Origin of the sequence: Trichocoleus sp. DQ-A1 (assembly GCF_039961955.1) — a bacterium.
In the GTDB taxonomy this organism is placed as follows: Bacteria; Cyanobacteriota; Cyanobacteriia; order Cyanobacteriales; family FACHB-T130; genus FACHB-T130.
Map to the genome: position 1 here is coordinate 37,620 of NZ_JAMPKE010000027.1, position 26,318 is coordinate 63,937.

The window sequence follows — 26,318 nt, forward strand, 5'->3', positions numbered from 1 at the left end:
AGAATATGCAATCGGATGATTTGAAATTAGCTCAAATAAGACAAAAACTAAGCAGTGTTAGGCGTTCAGCTTGGAAACCTATCGTTCAAGAAGGTGATGGAGATTTAACTGCATCAAAGTTTGCTGGAAAACCTTGGCTGAGTGCCAATGAGACTTGGCCTACTTGTCCTAATTGTCAAAAGCCAATGCAGCTATTTTTGCAACTGAATCTTGACAAGTTGCCTGAAAGCTTGAATGGAAAGTTTGGCAGCGGTTTATTACAATTTTTTTATTGTACTAGCTACGACGAGCCTCTTTGCGAGGTTGATTGTGAGGCTTGGGAACCATTTGCAAAAACTAAACTTGCGAGAATTATTCAACCAAACACCACACCATCAGAGATGGACATACCAGAAATAGAAGATTTATTTGCTGCTAAGTTAATTACGGGATGGGAACAAAGGGACGAGTACCCTGACAGGCAAGAGATAGAGCTAGATAACAATACACTAGATAATAAAGCTTTTGATATTGTCTACAAGCGCCCTCGAAGAGAAGACAAGTTGGCTGGTTGGCCTAGTTGGGTACAAGATCCTGAATATCCAAATTGTCCAACTTGTAACCACGAAATGAATCAATTCATTTTTCAAATTGATTCAGGAGATGACACTATTAATATTCCTTATAACTGGGGTGATATGGGAGCAGCATATCTCCTACAATGCCCAGAACATAAGGAACAAGTTGCTTTGGTGTGGCAGTGCCACTAATTAAAAACTTATAGGATTAAATGCAAGGATTTCTTAACTTAAACAAACCAGTTGGATTCACTTCTCACGATTGTGTCGCCAAGGTGCGAAAACTCTTGCGCCTCAAGCGCGTGGGACACGCGGGAACTTTAGATCCGGCTGCGACTGGCGTGTTACCAATTGCGCTGGGCAAGGCGACGCGGCTGTTGCAATATCTGCGGCAGGATAAGGCTTATCGGGGGACGATTCGACTGGGGGTAAGGACGACCACTGATGACTTGGAAGGGGAAATTATCAGTGCCCAGCCAGTACCAGAATTAACTGTAGAAAAGGTGCAAGCAGCGCTAAGGCAATTTGAAGGAAAAATTCAGCAGGTGCCACCTAGTTACAGCGCCATTCAAGTTGAGGGAAAACGCCTGTACGATAGGGCACGGGCGGGTGAAATGATTGAAGTTCCAGCGCGAGAGGTGGAAGTTTATAAGCTAGAAATATTGGAGTGGAGAGAAGGAGATTTTCCAGAATTAGATGTAGCGCTCGCTTGTGGCCCTGGAACTTATATTAGAGCGATCGCTCGCGATTTAGGTTTGGCGTGTGCAACTGGCGGCACCCTTGCCGCCCTGACTCGCACTGAGAGTAGCGGCTTCCAGCTATCAGATAGCCTGACTTTTGAAGAATTGGAAGAACAGCTCAAACAAGGAACGTTTCATCCAATTCTAGCGTCGGCAGCTTTGGGGCATCTCCCAGCTGTCACCTTACAAGCAACAGACGCTAAAGCCTGGTGCCAAGGTCAGCGCATTCCTTTTCGCCCCCTTTCCTTTCCTGCCTTGACGGACGCTGAAGAGGGAAAGTTGCGGCTGAACGATGAAGAGGGTCGTTTTTTGGGCATAGGCTGCCTGCTTGCCTTAGAAACTGGCTATCTACTGGTTCCTCTGATGGTATTTGAGCCACTTTGAGCCATATTTAGAGGAACACCCGCTTTCTCGCGTGCGCGATCGCTGCGATGCCTCTGCGAGCCGGTCGCCAGGATAATCGTTTTAGAGTTAGAACTGGCAGCATGATAGCCGTGTGCGAACGACTTGGCTGCTTTTGGAGAGAATTTTGGATGCGATCGCTAAAATCAACGTTAATTTATATTGCAATTATTCTTGGATTTATTTCGAGCTACGCGAACAAATCATCGGCTCAAGATTCCGATTTCGCCACTTTAAGTCGAGAAATTATTAGCAGACTGAATGGAAATTGTCAGGGTTCTACGCAAGTTCGCTATCAATCCCAGAAACTAACCTCACCGAATGGGATCAATTCAATTTATCTGAATATGAATATTCGGAGAGTTGGTCAAGCCAACAGTCGGGCAAACAATAACTTGTTGATAAAATGTAATCCCAATACTGCTGATAAAATTCTTGGAGAATTAGTGATTGAAAAGGATGGACTATCAAGTACAAAAAGGCTGGGAGATATTCTGGGCTTAAGTAACAATATTCATAACTACGTTATTGCTAATCCAGTCTCTTTTTCCCCGGATGATAGATATTTAGTGTTAAGATTAGATGTTTTTGATGGCTTAAATAATTCTTGGGTTAATCATTTAGTTTTAGACACTCTTAATCGCTATAAAATATTGGCTTTTTCTAATTGTGAAGGATTTGAAAGCAATTCCTATTTAGGATTTATTTCATCTTCTGAGATAGTTTTTGCCTGCGAGAATCCTAGCGAACCAGGCCCTATAGAGGTCTTTAATTTCCAAAAAAGGTCGCGACAGAAGATTTCTACCCGGAAACCTTCAAGGGAATTAGTAAAAATTTTTGACAAAGTTCGTTCTTACGGCTCAGTTTCTTCAGGATTTACCATCGTCAACGAGCAGCAGTTTCCTCCTCAATAGAAGTTAAGCCGTTGGATCTAAAATCTTACTAGAGTTTTTTAGGGCTATAGAGTTTGTATAGCAGACCTAAATAATTCGTGAAGGCGAGATCCCCGACTTCTCTAAGAAGTCGGGGATCTGAAACCCTGGAATCTCAAAACTTAAATATAATTGCGATAAATATGCAACATTTCGCATTTTCAAAAAGTTTCTGTCTGCCCCAAAATTACTGAATCCTTAGCATGGATTCAAAGATACTGAAACCCAACTCTTCTGCTGGGTTAAAGAACGAAAACTAACTGACAAAACTCCAGTAATCTAATACTCGGAAGATAGTAGTTTAGTCCTAAAGTATATACATTCATCAATATTTGGTTGTAGAAGTAAAAACATGACCCAAGCACAAGTAGCACCTTATGGTTCCTGGAAATCGCCCATCACCTCTGACTTAATTGTTTCTGAAACGATTGGAGTGGGGCAGATTGCCTTTGATGGCGAGGATGTTTACTGGATTGAGGGGCGACCCGCAGAAGCCGGACGGAATGTGATTGTGCGACGTACCCCAGAGGGGAAAACGATTGATGTTACTCCACCTCCCTTTAACGTCCGAACCCGTGTCAATGAATACGGCGGTGGTGCCTTCTGCGTCGCTGATGGCACCGTTTATTTTTCCAATTTCGCGGATCAGCGCCTTTATCGGCAGACTCCAGGTGCAGAATCGCAACCGCTGACACCAGAAGGAAGCTTCTGCTATGCGGATGGAATAATTGACCGGAAACAGCGGCGGTTGTATGTTGTGCGCGAAGACCACACCACAGGCGAGCGCGAACCAATCAATACCTTGGTTAGCATCAACTTGGAAGATGGTGATGATATTCGGGTGTTAGTGTCTGGAAACGACTTTTACTCATCTCCACGCCTCAGTCCTGACGGTTCTCAGCTGGCTTGGTTAACTTGGAATCATCCGAATCTGCCGTGGGATGGAACCGAATTATGGGTTGCACAGATTGAAGCGAATGGTTCCTTGGGTGAAAGCCAACGGGTTGCTGGTGGGGTTGATGAGTCTATTTTTCAGCCAGAATGGTCGCCGGATGGTATTTTACACTTTGTTAGCGATCGCAGTGGCTGGTGGAATCTCTACAGATGGCAATCCCAGGCATCCCTAAAAAGGGGGGGGAAAGACGTTGAACCCCCCTTGACAGGAAAGGACGGGGGAATTGAACTGCGATGCGAAATGGAGGCTGAATTTGGGCTTCCACAGTGGATTTTTGGGATGTCCACCTATGCTTTTGAATCTGAAGAACGGATTATCTGCACCTACACTCAGCAAGGCATTTGGCATCTGGCGAGTCTCGACACGGAGACAGGAAAGCTGGAGAAAATTGAGACGGACTACACTGAAATTTCGTCCCTCAAAGCATCTGCGGGTCGTGTGGGATTTATTGCTGGTTCGCCGACCAAATTTAGCTCGATTATCCAAATGGATATGGCTACGCAGCAGATAGAAGTGTTACAGCGCTCCAGTAAGTTAGAAATTGACGCCGGGTACTTGTCCGCCCCGCAACCGATTGAATTTCCTACCGAGAACGGATTAACCGCTCACGCCTTCTTCTACCCGCCCCAAAACCGCGACTATAGGGCACCCGATGGTGAGTTGCCGCCCTTGGTCGTCAAAAGCCACGGAGGACCGACAGCAGCCACCTCTAGCCAGCTGAACTTGCGGATTCAATACTGGACAAGTCGCGGATTTGCTTATCTAGATGTCAATTATGGCGGCAGCACCGGCTATGGACGCGCCTACCATCAGCGGCTGGATGGGCAGTGGGGGATTGTGGATGTGGATGATTGCGTGAATGGGGCGCGGTATCTGGCCCAACAAGGCTTGGTGGATGGAAACCGGATGGCGATCGCCGGTGGTAGTGCGGGTGGCTACACGACGCTGTGCGCCCTGACTTTCCGCGATGTCTTCAAGGCAGGTGCGAGTTACTACGGCGTCAGCGACTTAGAGGCGCTGGTCAGAGATACCCACAAATTTGAATCGCGCTATCTGGATCGGCTGATTGGCCCTTACCCACAGCGGCAAGATATTTATCAAGAGCGATCGCCTATTTACTTTACGGAGAATCTCTCTTGTCCGGTCATTTTCTTTCAAGGGCTAGAAGACAGAGTTGTCCCACCCAACCAAGCGGAGATGATGGTAGAGGCACTACGTGCCAAAGGGTTGCCAGTTGCTTATGTTCCTTTTGAAGGCGAACAGCACGGTTTTCGCCGTTCAGAGAATATTAAACGCGCCATTGATGGGGAATTTTACTTTTATTCTCGCGTCTTCCAGTTTGAGCTTGCCGATCCATTGGAGCCAGTTGCGATCGCGAATCTTCCTGAATCATGACCAACCCTCAGGCTGATTACGATAGCCCTTGGAAGGAAGCTTTGGAGATTTATTTTACTGACTTCATGGCTTTCTTCTTCCCGCAAGCTTATGCTGACATCAACTGGTCGCAGGGCTACGAATTTCTCGACACCGAACTTCAACAAGTCGTCCGCGATGCAGAACTGGGGAGGCGTCGAGTCGATAAACTGGTAAAAGTCTGGCGACAAAACGGCGAAGAAACTTGGGTACTGATTCACATCGAAGTTCAAAGCAAAGTCGATGCTAATTTTGCTGAGCGGATGTATGTCTATAATTACCGCCTTTTTGACCGATACCGGCGGCAAGTTGCCAGCTTAGCAGTTTTAGCAGACGAGCAAGTGTCTTGGCGTCCGCAGAGTTATGGCTATGAAATTTGGGGCGCAAGAGTTAGTTTGCGGTTTCCCACTGTCAAACTATTGGACTATGAAGCGCAGTGGCAAAGTTTAGAGCAAAGCACTAATCCTTTTGCTGTCATCATCATGGCTCATCTGAAAGCACAGGCAACGCGCCGCAATCCCGAAGGACGGTTAGAGTGGAAATTGAGCCTAGTTCGAGGGCTATATGAACGAGGCTACAGCCGAGAAAACATCCTAGAGTTGTTCCGGTTAATTGAATGGATGATGGTGTTACCAGAGGAATTACAGTTTGGGTTTGAAGAAACACTAAGTCGTTACGAGGAGGAAAGAAGAATGCCCTTTATCACGCCAATTGAGCGGAGAGGCATCCGCAAGGGAATCGTACAGAATTCTAGAGAGAATGTCATCGAAGTTTTGGAGACACGGTTTGAAACGGTGCCCAGCTCGATTGCTGAGAGTATCAATAATATCGAAGATTTGGCTGTGCTGAAACAGCTTCTGAAGCGGGCAATTACCGTTAGCTCTTTGGAAGAATTCCAACAAGCGATCGCCCAGATTACCTCTCAGGAAGAATCGGAAACAGCTTAAAGTCACAATTTTTAAACGGAGATTAATTCATGACTGAAGAACCCATATTCAACATTAACGAAGAAATGTATGAGACGCTGTTAGAATTTCAGCAGCAAATTGAAGCAGGCGAAGTCGAATCACCAGCGGAAACCACACAAGAACAAGAGAATCTCGACACGGCTAGAGAATCTCTAGAAAATGTTTACTTGGCTGAGAGTGATTCAAAACACCCTCTTGAGTAAAGCCAGTAGTAGGATGCGATCGCGCTTGTGAGGGATGGGAAGAGCGAACCGACAGGTCGGCGCTTCGCTATCGCATCCTTCACTTCTTCATTCGTCTCGTCTGTTGCGTGCGTAAAATCAAGAGCAAATTGTCCTGATGATGCCGTGCAATAAATCTAATTCAGAAGTGCCAAAAATCTAGCAACATGATTTAGTATTTTTTGTTGAAAAATATTTTATTAAATAGAAAATGCAGAAAAAACAAAAATTTCCCTACTTAGTTGGTTCCAAATGGACAGCCCAGCAAAAAACGTGGGGATGGCGACATTTTCAGGTAGTTAATCGCAAAAACCAAGGCAAGTTTGTTTTTGCAGAAATGGTTGCTTCCTGCGACCCAAATGTGCGTTTCTGGATTAACGCCAAGCTGCTAAAAAATCCCTCCCAGTGGCAAGCTGGCTGGCAATCTTTGCAAGAAATGGAGGGAAAGGAAAATAGCGAATTAAATATTGAAAGTTCAATCATTTCTAATTTTTAATAATTCCTATGACTGCTGTTTCCCTTGAGAACGTCCGCAAACTCTACAACAAAATCCCTGTCGTCAACGACCTCTCCTTTACGATTAAATCTGGAGAGATGTTTGGACTCCTTGGTCCGAATGGTGCGGGAAAATCCACCACAATTCGGATGTTGACCACGTTAACAAAACCCAGCGAGGGTCAAATTGAGGTCGCTGGTTATGATGTGGTACGACAACCTTTGCAGGTAAAACAAAATATTGGGGTGGTATTGCAACAAATCAGCGTGGATGCCGATTTGACGGTTTGGGAAAATATGGAACTGCATGGGCGGATGCACCATATTCCCCAGCGCCAGCGACAGCAGGACATCGATCGATGGCTGGAATACGTGGAACTGGTAGACAGGCGAGATAGCTTGGTAAAAACCCTTTCAGGTGGCATGAAGCGCCGATTGCAAATTGCCAGAGCCTTATTGCATCAACCTTCTATTCTTTTTTTGGATGAGCCAACGGTGGGATTAGATCCGCAAACACGCCGCCGTCTTTGGGAAATTATCCGGGATTTGAATAACCAAGGGATGACAATGCTGCTGACGACGCATTACATGGATGAGGTGGAATATTTGTGCGATCGCATTGGTATCATGGATGCCGGTCAGTTGATTGAGCTTGGCACCTTGCAACAGTTGCGCTCTAAACACGGCGAAGGGTTGGTGATGAAACAACAAGGAGATCGCTGGGAATACAAATTCTTCCCCAATCTGGAAAAAGCCAACGCTTATCTTGACGCTGCACCAGATAAAACTGGTATGATGGTTCGCCCGTCCAATCTAGAAGATATTTTCGTTGAACTCACCGGACGCCAGCTAGACTAACCCATTTAGTCATTCGTCTTTTGTTCAGAGTCTCTTACCAATGACTGACTAATGACGAATGACCAATGACTGACTAATGACGAATGAGTAATGATGCCTCGCCTCGCCTCGAAAATTGAAGCCATTCTTTATCTCAAGGGTAAGCCGATCTCGGTTAGCGAAATTGCCGAATATGCTGAATGCGATCGCGATAACGCCGAAGATGCCCTGATTGAACTCATGACTGACTATGCCCACCGGGATAGCGCCCTAGAAGTGGTGGAAACGCCTGAAGGCTTTACCTTACAATTGCGCTCGCCCTTTCAAGGTTTGGTAGAGGCGTTAGTGCCGCTAGACTTAGGGGTAGGAGCCTTGAGGACGCTGGCAGCGATCGCCCTCAAAGGCCCCATTACCCAATCTGAGTTGGTCGATTTGCGCGGTTCGGGAGCTTATCAGCACGTCCAGGAACTTGTCGAACTGGGTTTTATCCGCAAGCGCCGACAAGCCGATGGTCGTTCCTACTGGTTACAGGTTACGGAAAAATTTCATCAATATTTTGAAGTCGAACAACTCCCCCAACTGACTCAGCAGGATGCACCGTAAAATCAGCCATTTGGTGTTTCACAGAGCATCTTTTTCAAAAAATCTCTCTATCGGCTTACATTTGATAACCAAGAGTATGGAGTAGCCAAACAACACAATCGTTTACAGTAGAAGGAAAGCTACTCAAATCTTTTTATTCCAATGGTGTTTAACCCTGAATTGTTCGACCGCGAGCCTGAAGATGCACAAGTCAATCAGCTCCTCCAATATATTCAGCACCAATCTCCAGAAGTTTTAGCGCGAGTTGCCAAATCTGTCACGCCGGACATTAAGCAAATCGTCTCGCAGAACGTTCAGGGACTGGTGGGAATGCTTCCCTCAGAGAATTTTAACGTTCAAATTACGACCGACAGAGAAAATTTAGCAGGTCTATTGGCATCAGCCATGATGACTGGCTATTTCTTACGCCAGCTTGAACAACGGATGCAGCTGGATGAATCGTTGACTGGTTCTTCCCTGTCTCACAAACCTTCTAACAGCGAAAAATTCGCTGATTAAATTTAGTCAAATTCTCAGCGATATGTCATCTGCGATCGCAATTCTGTCTCTAGCTCAAGAGAGGATATTGTTTCGATGAGAAGTTATCGCCTATTTTTGGCATTTTAGGCGATCGCTTCGGTTAAAGTTGCTCGTTTTATTACCAACTTGCGATCGCATAGTTGGCAACTAGCCAATTGGCTTCCTATTTCAGGGAATTTCCCATCTGAACCTAAAAATAGTCTTAGCCGCCAGCCGCAAAAGCAGCCAATATCAAAATTGACAGTAAAAGACCCGGACTAAGCATCAGCGCTAAGGTTAACAGTTCATTGAATTCCATTTTCTTGCACCACTACTAAAGCTCATCTAATCGATAGCGATCCTAACACGGCAATCGTTTCTTCAGAAGCAATAAGCAGAATGAATTATGATTTCAAAATGTAATGAATTAGCTAGATTAAATATTTGAATTTAATCTAGCTAATTCATTACATTCTCTTCCTGCAATTCCCGAAACCTAACCCGGCTCCCCAAGCCCGGTTGGATTACTTTATGATGAGACGGATTTGACAGGGAACATTTTTACTTAATGCCAGTCCTGAAACACCTTATATTTTAAATCTTATTACAGCCATTTTCTATCAAGCATTTTTGCCTGATTTGCAGTTAAAATTTTCAGTTTATTGAAAAAAATTTCCTATAGTTTTGTCAAAATGCCTTTGTTAAAGGTTATTTTGCGTTTAATGCAATTGAAAGTTCTCATAAAATAAATTTTAAAAAATACTTACTAATCAGCCAATACAGGAAAAGAAAATCTTAGATTTTTTCTAGCATTTATCGTCAAAGCTAATGATTATACTTTCTAAGTAATTTCACCTATACAAATAGGCATAAATTCCCTCAAGTGTAAATACTTTATCTATAAAAATTTGCAAATGTTAAAAATTATTGTTAAATTTCAGGGAACGCCATAGAAGATGATACCCAGCGATGAATAAGTTCTTTTGGATTATTCCGTCACCGCCAACGCTGCAAGCCCAATCTCGTGTTTATGACCTGAAAGCGCGGCTAGACTGGGGTGAACCGGCTTTGACGATTATTGATGTAAGCGATCGCAGCCAATTTAATATTAGCCACATCATGGGAGCCATCCCCATGCCAATGAACGAATTAGTAGATCGCGCCCTCACCAAATTGGAACTCACCCGTGATATTTACATTTACGGTGAAACCGATGAAGAAACCGCAGTTGGTGCTACAAAACTGCGTGCGGCTGGCTATCAACAAGTGTCTGAAATCAGAGGGGGCGTAGCGGCGTGGAAAGCAGTAGGCTTTCCAGTTGAGACGATTCTGACTGCTAACTGTTAATAAATTGTGAACCCGTAATTGCTAATAGATGAGAAACGTAGATTTAACCGCTATTTCTTGTGTAGGGGTATGGCATTACCATGCCCCTAGAGGACGTGAATTTTATAAGTTATTGTATCCACGTTTTTAGTGTTCAAAAATATCCTTATATTGCAGCAAATCCAAAGTCACAATCGTGGGCAAACATTCAAAACATTGCTGAGCAACTTCCCACCGCCCTTCACGTTGCAGCATTGCAATTAGTTTTTGTCGCACGCTGAGTAGATAACGAACATCATTCGCTGCATAGCGGAGTTGTTCTTCGGATAAGTTTGCAGCATTTCCCCAGTCTGAACTTTGAGCCGTTTTGTCGAGTTCTACCTTCTCTAGCTCTTGCACCAACTCCTTTAAACCGTGGCGGGAAGTATAGGTACGGGCAAGCTTGCTGGCAATTTTAGTACAAAAAATTGGAGTTACATAGATGCCTAAATTTTGTCGTAGTTGGGCAACATCGAAACGGGCAAAGTGAAATAGTTTTAGGATATTGGGGGCTTCCATCAGTTGTTTTAAATTGGGAGCGTCTATCTGTCCTTTGGCAATTCGCACGACTGTAACGCGGTTTTGGGCGTCACACAGTTGCACCAAGCATAAGCGATCGCGTTGGGGTATCAATCCCATTGTTTCCGTATCCACTGCGATCGCTGACTCTTGCAGATACTGAGACAATATCTCCTCGGAAAGGTCGCGATCGCATACCTGAAAATCTTCCAATTTTCTCTCCTTATCGGCGTTTAATGAATATTTGGGTTAAGTAATACTCGCCCTTTGCGTTCTTGGCAACACCTACCCCAGTTAAATCATACTGACCTTGAATATTTTTCAGATGACCGGGGCTTTTTAGCCAACCTTCTACTGCTTGCTTGGCTGGATCGCTAAAGCCTTGATTGTATGCCACATTTTCAGATGCACCGCCATAAGAAATTGATTTACCAATTGCCTTCGCTCGCTGCTCAAATCCATTATGGCTGAAAGGAACCGCACCATTTGCCATTGCCTGACTATGTGCCCTTGCCTCTTTGCTAATTCGAGAATCTAGCGTCAGAGGTGGCAAATTTTGGGACTTTCGATATTGATTGATGAGTTCGTGAGTGTACTCTTCCAAGGTTAGGAAATTACTGGAGGAACTGGACGATTTGGGGCTTGGGGTGCCTGGTGATGTTTCATATGGCGAAATTTCGCCATCCGGATTAGGGATAAAATCGCAGCCTCCAGCGCCAACAGCAAGGACAAGCATTCCGAAAATAAGCCCCGCAGCTAATTTTTGCATGAATTTTGTATATATTTGGCAATCAATGTTTGGGAATAATGTGGCAATTCTTTTAGGCTGACAATATAGATTTTCACTATAGCAATTCTATATTTTTTATAAGTTATTTCTTCGGCTCCCCGCCTTCACGTTGCCAAGAATTCATAGAGGGCAAGATAAGTTTCTTCTGGCGCTTCTTCGGGTAGAAAGTGACCGCAATTGATAGCCTTACCGCGTACATCAATTGCGCGATCGCGCCAGGTTTCTAAAACATCATATTTGCGCCCAATAATTCCTTTTCCGCCCCAAAGAGCTAGCACCGGACAGAGAATTTTTTTCTCCATATCTAGGGTATCGTGTTCTAAATCGATGGTAGCAGCGGCGCGATAATCTTCGCAGGTGGCATGAATCGTAGCGCGATCGCTAAAGCACCGAATATACTCAGCCAAGGCTTCCGGAACAAAGGCAGAAAAATCTTGACTCCATCTTTCTAAACAGGTGCGGAGGTAATATTCAGGATTAGCGCCAATCAAGGTTTCGGGTAAGCCATCGGGTTGAATGAGAAAAAACCAGTGGTAGTAAGCCGTGGCAAAATCTCGATCGGTCGTCGCGTACATTTTATGAGTAGGCGCGATATCTAATAATGCTAGTTTCTTAACTCGGTTAGGATGATCGAGTGCCATGCGATGAGCGACTCGTGCGCCCCTGTCATGACCGGCTACATAAAATTCTTCATAACCTAATTTTGACATCACCTCGACCTGATCTTGCGCGATCGCTCGTTTTGAATAATTCCGATGACCCGGTTCGCCTTCCGGCTTGGAACTGTCGCCGTAACCTCTCAAATCCGGTGCCACTACTGTAAAATTCTCAGCAAGACGAGGTGCTATTTTGTGCCACATGACGTGGGTTTGAGGATAGCCGTGTAGCAAGAGCAGTGCAGGACCAGATCCCGCCTTAACCAAATGGATTCTTGCTTCAGTGGTATCAATTTCAGCCACATCAAAATTATCGAACATCGTCATTTTTTAATTAACGTAGTGCCCAATCTAAAAATCGCTCAGTATGATAGAGCGCTAACTGGTTGCTAAGCCCCTGAAAGACAGCGTCAAAAGCGTGTTCAGCCCAAGGAATTTCCAGCAAAACAGATATATTTCCATCTGCACGCAGACGTTGATGCATTTGCTGGATAAATTTTAATTGCACTAAATTATCGCGGCTTCCATGCACCAATAAAGTTGGCGGTAGCGATCGCCTAACATAGCTAATCGGTGAAGCCAGACGATACCGATCGGGCATGGTCGCAGGCGTTCCACCCATAAATGTTTTTAAAACCGCTCGCGTATCGATGGGATCGGGGCGTGGCGGGTTGGCATAGCCTCCAGACAGATCCACTGGGCCATAATAGCTAACCACTGCTTTTACAGGCAATGCTGGCGGCTCATAAGCCGCCAGCATTGCTAAATGTCCGCCTGCGGAACGTCCAACGAATGCAATCCGTTCTGGGTCAGCCTCGTACTCGGCTGCGTGTTGGTGGATGAAGGCTAAGGCGGCACGCACGTCATCTAGCTGCGCGGGAAAACGGTAGCGCGGCGTGTGTCGGTAATCGATGGCAAAGACACTATAGCCCCTCGCTGCCATATAACGGCTGAAATCAGCGTTTTGGGTTGGGTCGCCGCTCCGCCATGCCCCAGCGTAGATGATAATTAGCGCTGGATAATTGCCGACTTGCGGCGGTCGGTAGAGATCCATACTCAACGGGACACCATCTGGGTTTGAAAAGACGATGCCAGAGGTATAGCGACTTTCACCCGGATTGATGCCTCGAAACACATCAGCTAGCACGAACGGTTGTTCGCGCATCCCTGTTTGCTGACGATTAGGCAAATTTCCCCTGTAGTTGCCGAGACCGTCTTGCATTGCCACAGCTAGATGCTGTTGTGTCGCTGGCATCTGTAACAGTGGCAAAACACTCAAAAGCAGTGCTAGCAAACTAGCAGCCAAAGCCAGAAATTGCCACGGAGTGCGACGGATCGTTACCAGCACCAACAGACTTGCGATCGCGTTTAGCACCACCAACCAAGGACTGACTTCCGGTGCCCCTACTCCTAAGGGCAGTAGGGACATCGTGGGCGCTGGAACCACAATCCAGGAACTCAAGAAAAGTGCCGCGCCACTCAAGAGCAAAACTAACGTCTGGGTAATTACTGCTAACCAATGGGACACGATCGCTGCTCTATTGCCCCAGGTAAGCTTCTAAGACTTGTGGATTGCGCTGAATTTCAATGGGCGTACCCACAGCAAGATTGCGACCTTCAGCGACAACCCAGACCTTGTCGCACAAGGACATGATTACATCCATATTGTGTTCAATAATCAAAAAGGTCATGCCCTCCTGATTCCATTGGGTGATGTAGTCGCAAATTTGTCTAATCAGCGTCGGATTCACCCCAGCCGCCGGTTCATCCAATAAAATTAGCTTTGGCTGCGTCATCAGCGCCCGTGCCATTTCCAGCAGCTTGCGTTGCCCTCCAGAGAGCGCCCCGGCGTAATCCTGCGCCTTCGCGGCCAACCCTACTGATTCCAGCAGAATCGTGGCTCTTTCTCGCTGCTGCCGTTCTTCCTTAGCCACCAGATGGGGTTGAAAGCAAACTTTCCAAAAGTTTTCCCCAGTCTGTTTTTGAGCTGCCAGCAGCATATTTTCCATCACCGAAAGCCGCGATAGCACCCGCGCGACCTGAAATGTGCGGACCATTCCCATCTGAGCGATTTGATAGGGCTGCAACGAATGAATCGGTTCGCCGTCAAAAATCACCCGCCCTTTGTCTGGATGAATGAAGTTTGATAGGAGATTAAATAGCGTCGTTTTGCCAGCACCATTCGGGCCAATCAGTCCCGTGATACTGCCTTGCGGTACCGTAATCTCGACATTATCGACAGCCCGAACTCCGCCGAAGCTTTTACAGAGTCCGCTGGCAGCGAGTAAAGCGATTTCTGAGAGTGGGGGTTTTGGGTCTGCTTCGACTAAATCGGGGCTTTCTTCGAGATGCTTGCCGCCCCCGTTTAAAGACCCCTCAGACAACCGATTGGGCGGAATGTGCGAGTTATTTGCCAAGGGTCAGTTCCTCTTTTTTCCCTAAGATACCTTGTGGACGCCAAACCATCAGCACCATCAGGATTAAACCAATCACCATGATTCTAAATGCCCCTTCCCGCGAGGCATCCAGTTGCACCAACTGAGGTAAGTAAAAGCGAGTCAAACTATCGTAACCCCAGAAAATCACCGCTCCCAGGATTGTGCCCACGTTGTTACCCGCACCGCCCAAGACAACAATCGTCCAAGCATAGAAAGTCGTCAGTGGCTCAAAGTTATTCGGGTAAACCGTTGTCGTCTGCCATGCCAAAAAAGCCCCAGCGACTCCGGCGATCGCGCCTCCCAGCATGAAAGATTGTAATTTGTACCAAAAGACATTTTTTCCTAATGCTTTAGGAATTTGCTCATCTTCTCGAATCGCTTTTAGTACTCGACCCCAAGGCGATCGCACCAACGTCTCCAGCAGCCAAAATGTCAGCCCCAATACCAGCAGCGACAACACCATCAAACCAAGCTTATCTCCCGGCGGCAAGGCATATCCATATACCCCAAACGATCCTTGCCGGAATTCTTTGCCCATTGGCAATGGCTGATTATTAACAACCAAACGGAGCAACTCGGAAACGCCGATGGTCACGATTGCTAAGTAATCCTCGCGCAACCGTAGAGTTGATAAACCGATTAACAGCCCTAGCAGCGCTGCTAAAACAGCACCGATAGCCACCCCGAAAATTAGGGGAACCCCCTGCAAGCTCAACAACACTGTGGTGTATGCACCGACTGTCATAAAGGCAATATGCCCAAAATTAATCAGTCCGGTGAAGCCCCACTGTAAATTTAAACCCAAGCTAAACAGGGCAAAAATTGTCGTAGAAATTGTCAAAAAGATGAGATAGCCAACCATGCCACGCTTATGAGACTCAATAAACTATAAACTCTAAGCTCTAAGCTTTAGATTGTCCAAGATCCCTCTAACAAGAAGGCTCTAGGGAATGTTACGTTGTTCGCTAGTGTTTAATTATGAATTTTCTCAGAGGTCGATTACAACGCTTAACTGCTCAGCTACCCGATTTAATCGATCAACTCGCTGATGACAACTTGGATGACGCCTGGAAAGTTCTACAACAGATTTATTATGACCTGTATATGCTCAAAGCCATCCAAGAGTCGAAGCATACCGTACAGCCGGGGGAAACCCTAACCCGCGAAGAAGCTCTCCGGATGTTGCATTTCCCCTAAGTTTTCCCCTGTTCGTCGGCTGAATCAAGGGGTAAAAAGCTCTTTTAGCCAAATTTCGCAGTAAAAAGAAAAAGTATCTGCCATTTGGAGTAAGAGCCAGTTGCCCTGTGAAACTAGAAGTGCGCTATGCCCGGTCTTTTCTGCGAGACCTGAAGAACTTAGAATACGCGGCTAGAGAGCGGATATATGAATTCGTCTTTGAGGAGTTCATGCGGATCGAGCGAATTACCGATTTGCCGGAACTCCGGGGAATCGGGTCTGATAGTATCTTCTACCGCTTTACGATAGATGACTATCTGATTGCGATTGAAGTGACCGGGCATCTTGTTAAATTTCTGCGGGTTCTGCCCAAACCGCGTCTTTAAGAGGCTTTCGAGTTGAAATTCGGTCGTTGTAAGGCCGAATGGAACGGTCGAGGGAATTTTCCTGGCTATCTTCAGATAAATCTAGCCGTACAGCACTCTAAAGCAATTCTCAATTTCAATTTGGGGTGGGAAAATTGCCCAATTGACGAATTGACAGGCTAATTCGTCAAAAGTGATGCTGAAGCTTACCTTAAACTTGTGTTGACTGGAAACACGCTTATTGAGATTTACTTATGGATGCTGCTGCACTTTGGCAACGTTACCAAGAATGGCTCTACTACCATGAGGGGTTAGACTTTTACCTCGATGTCAGCCGGATGCGGTTTGATAGTGAGTTTGTCGAGGCGATGCAGCCGAGGTTTGAGAAGGCGTTTCAGGAGATGGAGGCACTGGAGGGAGGCGCGATCGCAAACCCTGATGAAAACCGCATGGTAGGTCACTACTGGCTGCGCGACCCGGATTTAGCGCCCACTCCGGAAATCAAACAACAGATTGTCCAAACTTTAGAGCAGATTGAAGCGTTTGCCCAAAAAATCCACAGTGGCGAAATTCATCCACCCAACGCTCCAAAGTTTACCGATATTGTTTCCATCGGTATCGGCGGATCGGCACTCGGTCCCCAATTTGTCGCCCAAGCGATCGCCCCAGACTTCCCGCCCCTCGCCATCCATTTCATTGACAACACCGATCCGGCGGGCATTGACCGTATCCTCTCCCAGCTCAAAGATCGGCTGAACAGCACCCTCGTCTTAGTCATCTCCAAATCAGGGGGAACGCCAGAACCCCGCAATGGCATGCTAGAAGTGCAAAAAGCCTTTGCTGAGCAGAATCTGAACTTTCCCCCTCAAGCTGTTGCCATCACTGGGGAAGGCAGCAAATTAGATCGACAGGCAAACTCAGAAGGCTGGTTGGCAACCTTCCCAATGGAAGATTGGGTGGGAGGACGTACCTCGGAACTGTCAGCCGTAGGATTGCTCCCAGCCGCCTTGCAGGGCATCGATATCCGCGCCATGCTTGCCGGTGCCAAAGAAATGGACACTGCCACTCGCCTGCCCCAAGTCAAGAAAAATCCAGCCGCACTACTGGCGATGAGCTGGTACTTCGCCGGAAATGGCAAAGGTGAAAAAGATATGGTGGTGTTGCCCTACAAAGACAGCCTGCTGCTATTCAGCCGCTATTTGCAACAGCTAGTCATGGAATCTTTGGGCAAAGAAAAAGACCTTGACGGAAATATCGTCTACCAAGGGATTGCTGTTTATGGCAACAAAGGCTCAACCGACCAACACGCTTACGTGCAGCAGTTGCGAGAGGGTGTCCCGAATTTCTTTCTGACCTTCATTGAAGTCTTAAAAGACCGACAGGGTAACTCCCCCTTCGTCGAGCCGGAAGTTACATCCGGCGACTATCTCTCTGGTTTACTCCAGGGAACCCGACAAGCTCTGTATGAAAACCAGCGGGATTCTGTCACCGTGACGATTCCTCAGGTAAATCCCCGGATGGTAGGTGCGTTAATTGCTTTGTATGACCGGGCTGTCGGACTTTATGGGTTCCTGGTCAATATCAATGCTTATCACCAGCCAGGGGTAGAAGCGGGTAAAAAGGCTGCCGCCGCCATTCTCGACTTGCAAAGACGAGTTTTACAGGCAGTACAAGAGGAAGGCGCGCCCCTTTCTTTAACTGAGTTGGCTCAGAAAGCGGGTGCCTCCGATCAAATTGAGGCAATTTACAAAATTCTGCGCCATCTTGATGCTAATCAGCGGAGTGTTGTTTTACAAGGCAATTTGGGCAAACCCAGCAGTTTGAGGGTTTCCGCCATTTAAATGGCTCTGATTTATCATAAATTTGGCATTTTAGAGCGAAGACAAAGCTTCAACTCAAAGGATGCTGAATACGGCTCTAATCGAGGAAATTGAGATCTGTCCGCTAGCTTCCGCAAACAGGGGAGTGGCTAAGTTTTACATCCCCTCAGTTTAAGTTTAAGTAGGGGCACAGCGTTGCCGTGCCCCTATGGCTAATACGAAAGTTTAGAGACTCTACCTCTCAATGCCGAGACGCTCGTTCAAGCTGCTCAAAACACTAACTAAAAAAGCACAGCTAAAACTGAGAAATTCAATCCTTCTCCTTCTTAATTTGTCAATAAGCTGGGGCAAGTCAGAACAAATACGTCCCTTGTTCCTTCACCGTGAAATAGTGGCTGAATGGGAGTTGTATAGTGAAAAAATTCCCGATCGTTGACTAATAGCAGTTCACCTGGATGAAGAACTTTAGAAAAAACCGGGTCATGCTTTTTGGATTTGTAGAGATGGGTTTCTCCACCTTGAATATTTTCCCGCCCTACAGAAAATATGCCGACAAAATCAGTCCCATCCCGATGAATCCCTTCAGGGGCAGGGTTTCCATAATTATCTGGCGAACAGGTCGTTCTAATTTGATGAACTCCTATTTCAACAGCTTCTGGGTCGAGTTGGCAGTAATCAATAAATGCCAAAACAAGTTTTTTGAAATCTTCAAGCTTCGTAATGGCATCATCTAGTTCGGCATACTCTCGCTTGATATCGCCGACTAATGGATTGTATTGCTTGCTTTGAAACAAGTAACCATGCGGTAGTTTGACTAAGTCATTTCCAAATACTTTGAACCGAGATAATCTTCTGAAACGATAATTATTCTTGATGTAAGGGTCAACAGGAAGATCGCTAAAGAATGGCTTAAAACCTTCTATCTTTACGGAATGGACTTTGTGTAAGGTAAACATCATGGCATAAGCCAAATCCGTCGATCCCGGTAGCGTTTGCATCGCTTTTTCTCCAGTACGCTTCGATCCCCAGTTTTCCTTCCTACTTTAGGAAGGCTATTCTTTAAGCATAAACTTAGAATTTTTAATTTGGTTGTTTATGATACAAAATTAATACAAATTTTTGATAAAGATTCCCTCCCAATGACTCAGTGAAATGTAAAAATTTAGATATAGTTTTACATATTTCTTTCTTCTCTGGGATTTTACTGAACTGGCAGCCTTAAGTTCGCACTGCTTTTACCAAAGCCTCGCACGCTCGCAGGAAAATACCGACATCCACACCGAGAGTTATGTACTGAACTCCGGCATCAATCCACTGCTTCGCTGTTTCAGGATTATCGGCAAATGTGCCCGCAGATTTCCCAGCCTTGCGAATCGTGGTAACGCATTTTTGCATCAGCTCAATTACCCGCGAGTCTTGCACTTGCCCCGGAATGCCCAAAGACTGCGACAAGTCATAAGGGCCGAGGAAAATGACATCAATGTGGGGCACGCTGACAATTTCTTCAATATTTTCGACGCCGCGAATCCCTTCGACGTGAACGACAATCAGAGATTCTTCGTTGAGCTGATTTGTAATTTGCGTCCCTGCTGCTGCGTACACGCCAGCACGGGTGTAAAATGAAAGTCCGCGCGAACCAAGAGGGCTATATTTGGCACCACGCACAACATCCGCTGCGTCGGACTGAGTTTCTATCTGAGGCACTTGAACACCGGCACTGCCGATGTCCAGTGCCCGTTGAATTTGCGGTGCGTCGTTCTTGCGGATGCGTACAATCGGTGCCAATCCCACGCAGTCGGCTGCACGGCACAGGTCTTCGGCAACCAGTGTGTTGAGGGCACCGTGTTCCATGTCAATCACGGCAAAGTCAAATCCTGCGTGTCCGCAGATTTCTATAAAAGCCGGATAGGCGCAGTTGATGAACGGGCCGAGGACAACCTCACCTCGCTTGAGTTTCCGTTTCAGTTGATTTTCACGCATTGGTCAGTTTTCACCTTAAGAGGCAGAACAGTGTTCCCACTTTTAGGATGGACTTGACCTATTCTAGGGGTTATGTACGCTCTTCCTCTGTGCCCATGCCTTTGCTCATCGTGGTTGCCGATGACGATCCAGGAATTCGGCTTTCTATATGCGATTATCTGGAAATGTCTGGCTACTCAGTTATTACAGCTGAGGATGGTCAAGCAGCTCTCAGTTTAGTTGAGTCATATCATCCTCATTTGCTGGTAACAGACATTATGATGCCCCGGATGGATGGCTATGAACTGGTGCGGCGTCTCCGTCAACGCCCAGCGTTTCGTCTATTACCAGTAATTTTCTTAACGGAGCGTGCAACGACCTCAGAACGGATTCGGGGCTACCAATTAGGCTGCGATCTGTATCTGCCCAAGCCGTTTGAGTTGGATGAGTTGGGGGCCGTGATTCGCAATCTTTTAGAGCGATCGCAGATGATTCAAGTCGAATGGCGATCGCTGATTCATGCTGTTGCCACACCAGAGAAGGAAGTGGAAGCTCCTGGGCTTCCCCAACATACTCCTTCAAACTCATTCAACCTAACTCAGCGAGAACAGGAAGTTCTCGATTTACTCACTAAGGGTTTATCTAACGCCGACATCGGCAACGAGTTGCACCTCAGTCCTCGGACGGTGGAAAAGCACGTCAGCAACCTGCTGAGAAAAACGGAAACTAGCAACCGAGCCGAACTGGTGCGTTTTGCCTTAGAGCATCATCTAGTGGAATAGTCAATTGCTAATGGCTAATTATTGAATCGAATTAGCCCATTAGCGATTAGCCTGACTAACGTGTTGTAGCAGACCCTCACAGGCATCTAAAAGTAAATCGATGACTTGGTTAAACCCCTCCGGACCACCGTAGTAGGGGTCAGGAACCTCAGTCGCAGTATGGCGGGTGCAAAAGTCACACATCAGCCGCACCTTGTCCCGATACTGCCCTGATGGGTCAAGGGAGAGGATATCGCGGTAATTCTCCCGATCCATTGCCAGAATCAGGTCAAAGTCCTCAAAGTCAGACCTTTGAAACTGCCGCGCTTGACCTTGGAGTTTAATTCCTTTGTGTCCTGCGGCTACTCCCATTCGTCGGTCGGGGGAACGACCAATGTGATAACCAGCTGTACCGGCAGAATCGCAGATGATCCGTTCCTCTAAGTTTGCTTGCTCAATCAAATGGTTCATGATGTTTTCTGCCGCAGGCGACCGGCAAATATTGCCCAAGCAAACGAATAATAACTTGTAGGACATTTGATGCTAAGATGTCTAGTTTTGTACGTTTAATGATTGATACACTTCCCCATTCACAAGTCTCTAATTCCGCACCAGCATTAGAGGAAAGCCAATCGGTATAACTCATTAATCATAAGTGGTCATCTACCCTGGTGTTAAGTTTAGCAACGAAATTGCTGCATACTGGGATCGCAGTGGGATAACGAATGCCGGGATTGAGTTAATCTTTACTTTTGTTATTCTGCCTGACTCCACCGGCAACTCATGAAAGCGAAAGGCAAGCATTTAATCATCCCTTTTTTGCCTTTTACTTCCTTTGTTAGTTGGTCATTTGAGGTTCATTACTTGATGTTTAAAAAGTCCCGCTACAAACCTTATCAAAAACGCCGCCAGCCGCCTTCGCTCCTCATCCTACTCCTAGCTTTGCCCCTCATTTTGATTCTCTTGGAACTGCTTGCACGGGTTGCTGTGAGCGTTGCGGGCAAAAATGCTGAATTGGCAGCCTATGAAGGTGAACCGACAGAAGTTACCGCCTACCGCCTTAAATTCCTCGATCAAAACCAGCAAACCTACGGGGGTTTACCGAATTCTGGGCGTCTGGTTGCCAAACGGCGTTTATCAGTGGGATATCAGCTGACAGGAAATCAACAGAGCAAATTCTGGCGCATTAACGAACAGGGTTTTCGTGATGACCAGCCGGTTTCTCAAGCGAAACCCAAAGATGAAATTCGGATTTTCATTTTGGGCGGTTCTACAGCTTTTGGTCAAATGAGTTCCAATAACGCAACCACGTTTGCCCATAAGCTCGAAGGTAGTCTGAATATACGGGTAAAGCAGCAGAAAGCTTCTCCAGAGAAATTTCGCCCGGATTTCTTGCCCTACTACAAGCCAGAACGGGTGAAAGCACTCGCCTTGCCGCTACGGATTCGGGAAGGCAACTATCGTGTCATTAACGCGGCGGTTCCTGGCTATACTTCAGGAAACGAACTGGCTGGGCTTGCCCTCCAGATTTTGCCTTACCAGCCTGATGCGATTGTGGTTTTGAACGGGTATGCAGACTTAATGCTACCCAGCACTGAAAATGAAACGGATATCCCTTATATAGAAAACTTTCTGAACAATGCAGCAGGGCATCTGTGGTTTGAGCTGACTCAGGACATGAATCGCTGGCTCAATCAGACCTATTTAGTGAAAGCAACACAGTATTGGGTGTTAAAACCACAACCGTCTGTGGACCAGCTGACGATGGCAGTGAGTGAGGAAAGCGTCCCCTTAGCACAACGTCTGCCAGCTAACACCACTGAGCTGGAGCGTCGGGTTAAGCGTTATCAAAATCACCAGACACAGATGGTTCGTCTGACAGCAGCGGCGCAGATTCCATTGGTTTTGGTAGTTCAGCCAGAAATCACCGGGCGTTCAGCGAATAATCTTTCTCTCAGAGAACGGGAGCTTTTAAGCGAACTCGGTTCAACCTACACCCAGCGAGTACAAGCCGGTTATGGACAAATAGACACAAAGACTGGGCAGTTACAGAGAAGTTTTCCGGAAAATGTGAAAGTGCTGAATTTTTACAAGCTTTACCAGAATTTCCCAGGTCAGGCTTTTTCAGACGCCATTCACTTGACGGATGAAGCCAATACAGTGCTGGCAGATCGGCTCTACAAAACATTTTTGGAGTTACCAAGGCTACAGATACAGCCAGCAAAGCAGCCGCAATAGGCAGAAGAGCCAGGGAGCAGAGGAGAGAAAAAGTAGTGTAGAGCCAAATTCTCCTCTATCCCTGAAGTTATTATGCGTATCTTATAAAGATTGCTAAACCTAGGAAATATTCCCGCAGTTTTGCCTGCTAGCCGTCTCTCTACGATAAGTAGGTGGCAGGCGAGAAGCCTGCCTAAGAAGAGCGGCAGATATTGATGCCTGGGAAATCCCTTAAGGGTTACAGTGGCAGGTCGAGTCCACTGGTGAGGTCTTCCATCCGCTGTCGCATTGTTGCGGTGGATTTTTCGTAGGCATCTTTCATTGCCGCTGTTACAAGTTCAGCTAGAGCATCTGCTCCCTGATTGTAGGCGTCTGCTGAAATTTCTACCCGCAGAGGTTCTTGATTGCCGCTGAGGAAAACCTTAACGCTTCCACCGCTACTCTCTCCCCCAATCTCCATTTGCTCCAATTCTTCTTGGAGCCTTTTGGCACCTTCTTGAACCTGCTGGGCTTTTTTAAAAGCTTCGGCTAGTTCTTTCATTTTGCCTAAGCCAAAGCCAAATCCTTTCTGTGTCATAACTATTAATGCCGTATGCGATAGACTTGCAAGCCAATTTCAATCTTAGTATCCCTGGCGTCTGGCGACACCTTTAAGCAGGCTGAAACTCACCTAAGATTTTCACTTCTGGTTCTAAGCACAGAGACCAATGCTGTTCCACTTGCTGCTGAACATAGCGAATCAAATGGAAAATATCGCTAGCTTTAGCACCGCCACAGTTGAGGATAAAGTTGGCATGGCGTTGGGCGACTTGGGCACCGCCAATCTGGTAGCCTTTGAGTCCGGTTTGTTCGATCAACCAGGCAGCTTTGTGAGAATCGGGATTGCGGAAAACGCTGCCGCAACTTGGCAAATGGTAGGGTTGAGTGGTTCGCCGTTGCTCTAGATGTTTGGCAGTTGTTGCCATAACTTTAGCTGGGTCGGCTCCCGGTTGGAGTTGGAAGGTTGCCTGCGTCACCAAGCGATCGCCTCCTTGCAGAATTGAGGTGCGGTAGGCAAATCCCAGTTGTTGTGGTGTCAAAATCTCAGCTTTTCCGCTGGGTGAGAGGGCTTGGACGTTGACTAAAATATCAGCGGTACAGCTGGTGTGAGCGCCTGCATTCATCACCACTGCGCCGCCGACTGTACCGGGGATGCCAACAGCCCATTCCAACCCTTGCCAACCGCGTTCTGCTGCCTGCCATGCGAGGCGGGCGATGGGTTCTCCGGCACCTGCACTCACCTGACCCGTTTCGGGGTCGAAGGTGGTGTGGCGGAGATGGCGAGTACAGATGGCTAAACCGGGAAGACCTTTATCGCTCACCAGTAAGTTTGAACCGGCTCCCAAGAGGGTGATCGACAATTCTTGATACCGCGCCCACTCAAAACTAGCTTGCAGTTCTTCGGTACGGCGGGGAGCTACATACCATTCGGCTGGTCCTCCCACTCGAAAAGAGGTCAGGCTGGAGAGAGGAGCTTGCGATCGCACAATACAATCGGTTCCTGGTAGGTAAAGCGGGGAAGAAGACTTGGTGGATTTTTTCTGGGGGGAAGAAGCGTTTACAACGCTGGCTGGATCATAAGAGAGAGTCATATCAATTCACAAATTTGAATGCCGAGACAGCTGAGGCCACAACATGAGTTTTGAGTAATTTTGAGTGAATCTGTTAGCTGGGAACTTCTTTACTCATAAGTACGACTTCAATGCAGCTAACGGATTCAGTCATCACCGATTACTTGAGACTGGCTTCGTCAGTTTTTTGATAGAACGCCATGACCTCAGGAATAATCTGATTTAGATTCCCCGCCCCCAAAAACAGAGCCAAATCGCCCGGTCGAAGGGTATCTGTAAGTAACTTACAGATGGACGGGAGAGACGGTTGGTAATGCACGTTCGGATGATGACCCGCCACTAATTCCGCGACTTGTTCACCGCTAATTTGCCCCAAATTAGGTTCTCCGGCGCTATAAATATCGCTGAGAATCACAATATCGGCATCTTTAAAAGATTGAGCAAATTCCGGTAAAAAAGCGAGCGTCCGGCTGTAGCGGTGTGGTTGGAAAATAGCGACAAGCCTTCGCGGCGGCAACACTTGCAAGCGAGCTGCTGACAGGGTTGCCAGAAGTTCGCTGGGATGGTGGGCATAATCATCCACAAAGTAGATGCCATTACGCTCGCCCCGCAGCTCAAATCGGCGGCGGGCACCCTCGAAGGTCGCGATCGCCTCTGCAATTACCTCAAAATCCATCCCCAGCTGACGACCCACAGCCACGGCTGCTAGGGCATTGCTGAGATTGTGCTTGCCTAGCAACTTTAAGGAGAGCTTCCCCAGAATTTCTCCCCGTTCCCAAACTTGTGCCTCTGTGCCATCCGCCCGATAATCCACCCGATCGACCGTATAATCAGCCCCAGAATCTCGCTGCAAGCTATAGCTGATTGCGGGTTGCAGAGAATCTCTAACTACAGCACAATCAATGCACCCCACCAAGGTTTTACAGCGTTTAGCGAATATCTGGAAGGTGCTAATCACCTCTTCGAGCGATTCATAGTGATCTGGATGATCCAGTTCAATATTTGTAATCACACCAATTGCGGCTGAGAGTCTCGATAACGACCCATCTGATTCATCCGCTTCCGCGACTAGATAGGGACCGTCTCCTAACCGTGCGTTGCCTCCCCAGGCATTCACTTCACCGCCTACCACGATTGTTGGGTCTAATCCTGCTTGTAGCAGTAAATACCCAATCAAACTGCTAGTTGTAGTTTTCCCATGAGTACCAGCGACAGCAATACTTTGGTAATCCTGAATCAAAGCTGCTAATAAATCAGAACGATGAAAAATCGGACAGCCTAATTCAATAGCTGCCCGATATTCAGAGTTTGCCGGATTGATTGCAGTTGAACAAATCACTTGGGGCAGAGCCATTGCCCTTAGGTTCGTAGATGACCCTCGATTACTCGACCGAGTTGCTCCAGTTTCTACAGGTTCCCTGGAGGGTTCCAGGCGATCGCTTATACCAATGACTGCCGTTGGTAATGCTTCGTAGGCTGAGTCCTCGGTTGGTTGAAAAAATTCCAAGTTTGCGGCGTCTTGACTTCCAAAAACATGAGTGCCAACGGCCTGCAAACGTTTAGTAATATGGCTGGAATGAATATCCGATCCAGATACAGGCAGCTTACGCTTGGCTAGAACGTAGGCGAGAGCTGACATTCCAATTCCACCAATGCCGATGAAATGAAACGGCCTCCCGGTAAAATCAACAGTATTCGGCATCTTAGCTCCTTACACACCACACCACACCAGGCTGCACGGATAACACGCGCTATCATATCAAGAATTGATTTTTCTTGATACAACCTTGCCAAGATTTACAGCACAATCCCAGAGCGCCATCGCAGAATCCGCTTTCGGTCGCTATAACTGCACTTTAGGTCATTCCTAAATAGAGCGGCTTCTATCATGGGATGGTTTTTATCTTTACACGTCAAAATGCATTTCAGTCCGGAAACTTCCTGCAAAGACTAACACCAAGACAGTAGCAGATCATCCGCATTTTTACTGCTTAACCTAGAGAATAGGAAACAAGCCACAA

28 protein-coding genes are annotated in these 26,318 nt (G+C 46.8%); 16 read left to right on the top strand and 12 right to left on the bottom strand.

Annotated elements, in window-relative coordinates:
• Positions 1-20 precede the first annotated feature (20 nt).
• The 11 genes from NDI33_RS20825 to NDI33_RS20875 all read left to right on the top strand — a co-directional run bounded on the left by NDI33_RS20825 (position 21) and on the right by NDI33_RS20875 (position 9,968).
• The gene (locus NDI33_RS20825) at positions 21-749 is read left to right on the top strand and encodes a DUF1963 domain-containing protein (RefSeq protein WP_348245662.1); all 729 of its coding nucleotides are present in this window, start codon (positions 21-23) and stop codon (positions 747-749) included.
• Positions 750-769: 20 nt separating this feature from the next.
• On the top strand, positions 770-1,681 hold the full coding sequence (gene truB / locus NDI33_RS20830) for a tRNA pseudouridine(55) synthase TruB (RefSeq protein ID WP_190672491.1): 912 nt from the start codon (positions 770-772) through the stop codon (positions 1,679-1,681).
• A gap of 149 nt (positions 1,682-1,830) precedes the next feature.
• The gene (locus NDI33_RS20835; RefSeq protein WP_190672494.1) at positions 1,831-2,613 is read left to right on the top strand and encodes a hypothetical protein; all 783 of its coding nucleotides are present in this window, start codon (positions 1,831-1,833) and stop codon (positions 2,611-2,613) included.
• 370 nt (positions 2,614-2,983) lie between these two features.
• Positions 2,984-4,981: a S9 family peptidase gene (locus tag NDI33_RS20840; protein ID WP_190672496.1), complete on the top strand. Its 1,998-nt coding sequence runs from the start codon at positions 2,984-2,986 to the stop codon at positions 4,979-4,981.
• The gene (locus NDI33_RS20845) at positions 4,978-5,946 is read left to right on the top strand and encodes a transposase (protein WP_190672498.1); all 969 of its coding nucleotides are present in this window, start codon (positions 4,978-4,980) and stop codon (positions 5,944-5,946) included. Before NDI33_RS20840 ends, NDI33_RS20845 begins: the two co-directional genes overlap by 4 nt.
• 29 nt (positions 5,947-5,975) lie before the next feature.
• Positions 5,976-6,170, top strand: a complete 195-nt coding sequence (locus NDI33_RS20850) for a hypothetical protein (protein ID WP_190430895.1) — start codon at positions 5,976-5,978, stop codon at positions 6,168-6,170.
• A gap of 229 nt (positions 6,171-6,399) precedes the next feature.
• Positions 6,400-6,684: a TIGR02450 family Trp-rich protein gene (locus NDI33_RS20855; protein WP_190672501.1), complete on the top strand. Its 285-nt coding sequence runs from the start codon at positions 6,400-6,402 to the stop codon at positions 6,682-6,684.
• 8 nt (positions 6,685-6,692) lie between these two features.
• Complete coding sequence (locus NDI33_RS20860) at positions 6,693-7,541, top strand: ABC transporter ATP-binding protein (protein WP_190672504.1); 849 nt, start codon at positions 6,693-6,695, stop codon at positions 7,539-7,541.
• A 93-nt stretch (positions 7,542-7,634) separates the two neighbouring features.
• A complete protein-coding gene (gene scpB / locus NDI33_RS20865) occupies positions 7,635-8,123 on the top strand; it encodes an SMC-Scp complex subunit ScpB (RefSeq protein WP_190672548.1) in 489 nt (162 codons plus the stop codon).
• 141 nt (positions 8,124-8,264) lie between these two features.
• Entirely contained in the window at positions 8,265-8,621 is a 357-nt protein-coding gene (locus tag NDI33_RS20870; RefSeq protein WP_190410577.1) for a DUF760 domain-containing protein, read from the top strand.
• A gap of 969 nt (positions 8,622-9,590) precedes the next feature.
• The gene (locus tag NDI33_RS20875; RefSeq protein WP_190430897.1) at positions 9,591-9,968 is read left to right on the top strand and encodes a rhodanese-like domain-containing protein; all 378 of its coding nucleotides are present in this window, start codon (positions 9,591-9,593) and stop codon (positions 9,966-9,968) included.
• Positions 9,969-10,094: 126 nt separating this feature from the next.
• Here the strand turns inward: NDI33_RS20875 and NDI33_RS20880 are convergent, their stop codons facing one another.
• The 6 genes from NDI33_RS20880 to NDI33_RS20905 form a co-directional block, all read right to left on the bottom strand.
• A complete protein-coding gene (locus NDI33_RS20880; protein ID WP_190436724.1) occupies positions 10,095-10,718 on the bottom strand; it encodes a ribonuclease D in 624 nt (207 codons plus the stop codon).
• A gap of 10 nt (positions 10,719-10,728) precedes the next feature.
• On the bottom strand, positions 10,729-11,274 hold the full coding sequence (locus NDI33_RS20885) for a CAP domain-containing protein (protein WP_190534922.1): 546 nt from the start codon (positions 11,272-11,274) through the stop codon (positions 10,729-10,731).
• 125 nt (positions 11,275-11,399) lie between these two features.
• Positions 11,400-12,272, bottom strand: a complete 873-nt coding sequence (locus NDI33_RS20890; protein ID WP_190672507.1) for an alpha/beta hydrolase — start codon at positions 12,270-12,272, stop codon at positions 11,400-11,402.
• 13 nt (positions 12,273-12,285) lie between these two features.
• A complete protein-coding gene (locus tag NDI33_RS20895; RefSeq protein WP_347275841.1) occupies positions 12,286-13,479 on the bottom strand; it encodes an alpha/beta hydrolase in 1,194 nt (397 codons plus the stop codon).
• A gap of 10 nt (positions 13,480-13,489) precedes the next feature.
• On the bottom strand, positions 13,490-14,245 hold the full coding sequence (locus NDI33_RS20900) for an ABC transporter ATP-binding protein (RefSeq protein WP_347275842.1): 756 nt from the start codon (positions 14,243-14,245) through the stop codon (positions 13,490-13,492).
• Positions 14,246-14,357: 112 nt separating this feature from the next.
• Positions 14,358-15,251 (bottom strand): branched-chain amino acid ABC transporter permease, encoded by an 894-nt coding sequence (locus tag NDI33_RS20905; protein ID WP_190410571.1) that lies wholly within the window; start codon positions 15,249-15,251, stop codon positions 14,358-14,360.
• A 116-nt stretch (positions 15,252-15,367) separates the two neighbouring features.
• Here NDI33_RS20905 and NDI33_RS20910 point away from each other — a divergent pair, with 116 nt between their 5' ends.
• The 3 genes from NDI33_RS20910 (at position 15,368) to NDI33_RS20920 (ending at position 17,771) form a co-directional block, all read left to right on the top strand.
• Positions 15,368-15,586: a hypothetical protein gene (locus tag NDI33_RS20910; protein WP_190410570.1), complete on the top strand. Its 219-nt coding sequence runs from the start codon at positions 15,368-15,370 to the stop codon at positions 15,584-15,586.
• 107 nt (positions 15,587-15,693) lie between these two features.
• Entirely contained in the window at positions 15,694-15,951 is a 258-nt protein-coding gene (locus tag NDI33_RS20915) for a cytotoxic translational repressor of toxin-antitoxin stability system (RefSeq protein WP_190410569.1), read from the top strand.
• Between the two features lie 233 nt (positions 15,952-16,184).
• Entirely contained in the window at positions 16,185-17,771 is a 1,587-nt protein-coding gene (locus tag NDI33_RS20920; protein WP_190672510.1) for a glucose-6-phosphate isomerase, read from the top strand.
• 305 nt (positions 17,772-18,076) lie between these two features.
• Here NDI33_RS20920 and NDI33_RS20925 read toward each other — a convergent pair whose 3' ends face one another.
• Together NDI33_RS20925 and NDI33_RS20930 are read right to left on the bottom strand one after the other, a co-directional pair.
• Positions 18,077-18,748: a 2OG-Fe dioxygenase family protein gene (locus tag NDI33_RS20925; RefSeq protein WP_190410567.1), complete on the bottom strand. Its 672-nt coding sequence runs from the start codon at positions 18,746-18,748 to the stop codon at positions 18,077-18,079.
• A 220-nt stretch (positions 18,749-18,968) separates the two neighbouring features.
• Complete coding sequence (locus NDI33_RS20930) at positions 18,969-19,730, bottom strand: aldolase/citrate lyase family protein (protein ID WP_190410566.1); 762 nt, start codon at positions 19,728-19,730, stop codon at positions 18,969-18,971.
• 95 nt (positions 19,731-19,825) lie between these two features.
• On the opposite strand from NDI33_RS20930, the gene NDI33_RS20935 reads away from it, so the two are divergent.
• Positions 19,826-20,491, top strand: a complete 666-nt coding sequence (locus NDI33_RS20935; protein WP_190410902.1) for a response regulator transcription factor — start codon at positions 19,826-19,828, stop codon at positions 20,489-20,491.
• A gap of 39 nt (positions 20,492-20,530) precedes the next feature.
• Here NDI33_RS20935 and NDI33_RS20940 read toward each other — a convergent pair whose 3' ends face one another.
• On the bottom strand, positions 20,531-21,007 hold the full coding sequence (locus tag NDI33_RS20940) for a low molecular weight protein-tyrosine-phosphatase (protein ID WP_190534945.1): 477 nt from the start codon (positions 21,005-21,007) through the stop codon (positions 20,531-20,533).
• Between the two features lie 330 nt (positions 21,008-21,337).
• On the opposite strand from NDI33_RS20940, the gene NDI33_RS20945 reads away from it, so the two are divergent.
• Complete coding sequence (locus NDI33_RS20945; protein ID WP_190672513.1) at positions 21,338-22,708, top strand: SGNH/GDSL hydrolase family protein; 1,371 nt, start codon at positions 21,338-21,340, stop codon at positions 22,706-22,708.
• Between the two features lie 217 nt (positions 22,709-22,925).
• On the opposite strand, the gene NDI33_RS20950 is transcribed toward NDI33_RS20945, so the two are convergent.
• From NDI33_RS20950 to murC, 3 genes are all read right to left on the bottom strand, one after another.
• The gene (locus tag NDI33_RS20950; RefSeq protein WP_190530227.1) at positions 22,926-23,264 is read right to left on the bottom strand and encodes a YbaB/EbfC family nucleoid-associated protein; all 339 of its coding nucleotides are present in this window, start codon (positions 23,262-23,264) and stop codon (positions 22,926-22,928) included.
• 73 nt (positions 23,265-23,337) lie between these two features.
• Entirely contained in the window at positions 23,338-24,318 is a 981-nt protein-coding gene (murB, locus tag NDI33_RS20955) for a UDP-N-acetylmuramate dehydrogenase (protein ID WP_190672515.1), read from the bottom strand.
• Positions 24,319-24,457: 139 nt separating this feature from the next.
• Entirely contained in the window at positions 24,458-25,999 is a 1,542-nt protein-coding gene (murC, locus tag NDI33_RS20960; RefSeq protein WP_190672517.1) for a UDP-N-acetylmuramate--L-alanine ligase, read from the bottom strand.
• Positions 26,000-26,318: the final 319 nt, after the last annotated feature.